General features: G+C 55.7%; 1 rRNA gene. It reads left to right on the forward strand.

The window, feature by feature from the left end:
- Window positions 1-376: 376 nt before the first annotated feature.
- Window positions 377-2,577: ribosomal RNA gene (locus ACWEGE_RS46845) — 23S ribosomal RNA — on the forward strand; the annotation flags it as partial.

Below are 2,577 nucleotides of genomic sequence, written 5' to 3' on the forward strand. Positions count from 1 at the left end.
CTGGCGATTGGGACGAAGTCGTAACAAGGTAGCCGTACCGGAAGGTGCGGCTGGATCACCTCCTTTCTAAGGAGCACAACACATCCCAGCTCATAGAGCTGGGAGTGGCTGGAGTTTAAAACCCGCACGTGGTTTTGCTCCGGTTGCTCAAGGAATTGTGGAACTACTGGTTTATGTGTTCGTGTGGTGATGAGGTCGCCGGCTAGTACTGCGAAGCTTGCTTCGCGTGGAAAGTTGGCCTGCCGAGTCGGGCGCGGGCATGTTCCTGGCACACTGTTGGGTCCTGAGGCAACACGCCTCAGGGCTTACGCCCTGAAACGCTGTTTGTTTCTGGTGTGGTGTTTGAGAACTGTAGAGTGGATGCGAGCATCTTTGTGGTCAAGTTGTTAAGGGCACATGGTGGATGTCTTGGCTTCAGGAGCCGATGAAGGACGTAGGAGGCTGCGATAAGCCTCGGGGAGCTGTCAACCGAGCTGTGATCCGAGGATTTCCGAATGGGGAAACCCAGCACCAGTGATGTGGTGTTACCCGCACCTGAATATATAGGGTGTGTGGAGGGAACGCGGGGAAGTGAAACATCTCAGTACCCGCAGGAAGAGAAAACAACCGTGATTCCGTGAGTAGTGGCGAGCGAAAGCGGAAGAGGCTAAACCGTTTGCATGTCAAGCTGTCAGGCGTTGTGCAGACGGTGTTGTGGGACCCGCCTTGAAGAGACTGACATTTCTTCGGGTTGTTGTGCTGGTTAGTGGAACCGCTTGGGATGGCGGGCCGGAGTGGGTGAGAGCCCCGTACGCGAAAACCAGTTTCAAGGACCTTGGTGGTGTTCCCGAGTAGCAGCGAGCTCGTGGAATTTGCTGTGAATCTGCCGGGACCACCCGGTAAGCCTAAATACTTCCTGAAGACCGATAGCGGACGAGTACCGTGAGGGAAAGATGAAAAGTACCCCGGGAGGGGAGTGAAAGAGTACCTGAAACCGTGTGCCTACAAGCCGTCAGAGCCTTTTGGGGTGATGGCGTGCCTTTTGAAGAATGAGCCTGCGAGTTAGTGCTGCGTGGCGAGGTTAACCCGTGTGGGGTAGCCGTAGCGAAAGCGAGTCTGAATAGGGCGAACTGTAGTCGCGTGGTCTAGACCCGAAGCGGAGTGATCTACCCATGGCCAGGGTGAAGCGACGGTAAGACGTCGTGGAGGCCCGAACCCACTTAGGTTGAAAACTGAGGGGATGAGCTGTGGGTAGGGGTGAAAGGCCAATCAAACTCCGTGATAGCTGGTTCTCCCCGAAATGCATTTAGGTGCAGCGTCACGTGTTTCTTGCCGGGGGTAGAGCTACTGGATGGTCTAGGGGCCTTACCGGGTTACCGAAATCAACCAAACTCCGAATACCGGTTAGTGAGAGCGTGGCAGTGAGACGGCGGGGGATAAGCTTCGTCGTCGAGAGGGAAACAGCCCAGAACACCAGCTAAGGCCCCTAAGTGTGTGCTCAGTGGGAAAGGATGTGGGATTGCCCAGACAACCAGGAGGTTGGCTTAGAAGCAGCCACCCTTGAAAGAGTGCGTAATAGCTCACTGGTCAAGTGGTCCTGCGCCGACAATGTAGCGGGGCTTAAGCACACCGCCGAAGCTGTGTCATTCATACAATACATCGGCTCAACCCCTTGAGGGTTGTGTCTAGTGGTGTGGATGGGTAGGGGAGCGTCCTGCATCCAGGGAAGCGGCGGCGGAAGCCAGTCGTGGAGGGTGTGGGAGTGAGAATGCAGGCATGAGTAGCGAATGCAGAGTGAGAAACTCTGCCGCCGGATGACCAAGGGTTCCTGGGCCAGGCTAATCCGCCCAGGGTAAGTCGGGACCTAAGGCGAGGCCGACAGGCGTAGTCGATGGACAACGGGTTGATATTCCCGTACCCGAGCATGTGCGCCCATGACGAGGCGTTTGATACTAACCACCCAAAGCGCGTCCGCGAAGCCTTCGGGCCTAGTGGGTGTTGTGGAGCGTGGGACCTGATTTCGTAGTAGTCAAGCGATGGGGTGACGCAGGAAGGTAGCTCCGCCAGGCGATGGTTGTCCTGGTATAAGCGTGTAGGAGAAGGCATAGGCAAATCCGTGCCTTACATACTCTGAGACGTGATGTGTAGCCGTTTGAGGCGAAGTAGAGTGATCCTATGCTGCCGAGAAAAGCCTCTAGTGAGTGCATGCACGGCCCGTACCCCAAACCAACACAGGTGGTCAGGTAGAGAATACCAAGGCGATCGGGTGAACTGTGGTTAAGGAACTCGGCAAAATGCCCCCGTAACTTCGGGAGAAGGGGGGCCAAACATCCTGAAGCTCTTTTCGAGCTAGGGGTGGGTGGCCGCAGAGACCAGCGGAAAGCGACTGTTTACTAAAAACACAGGTCCATGCGAAGTCGCAAGACGATGTATATGGACTGACGCCTGCCCGGTGCTGGAACGTTAAGAGGACCGGTTAGCCTTTCGGGGCGAAGCTGAGAATTTAAGCGCCAGTAAACGGCGGTGGTAACTATAACCATCCTAAGGTAGCGAAATTCCTTGTCGGGTAAGTTCCGACCTGCACGAATGGCGTAACGA

Source organism: Amycolatopsis sp. NPDC004747, from assembly GCF_053601335.1.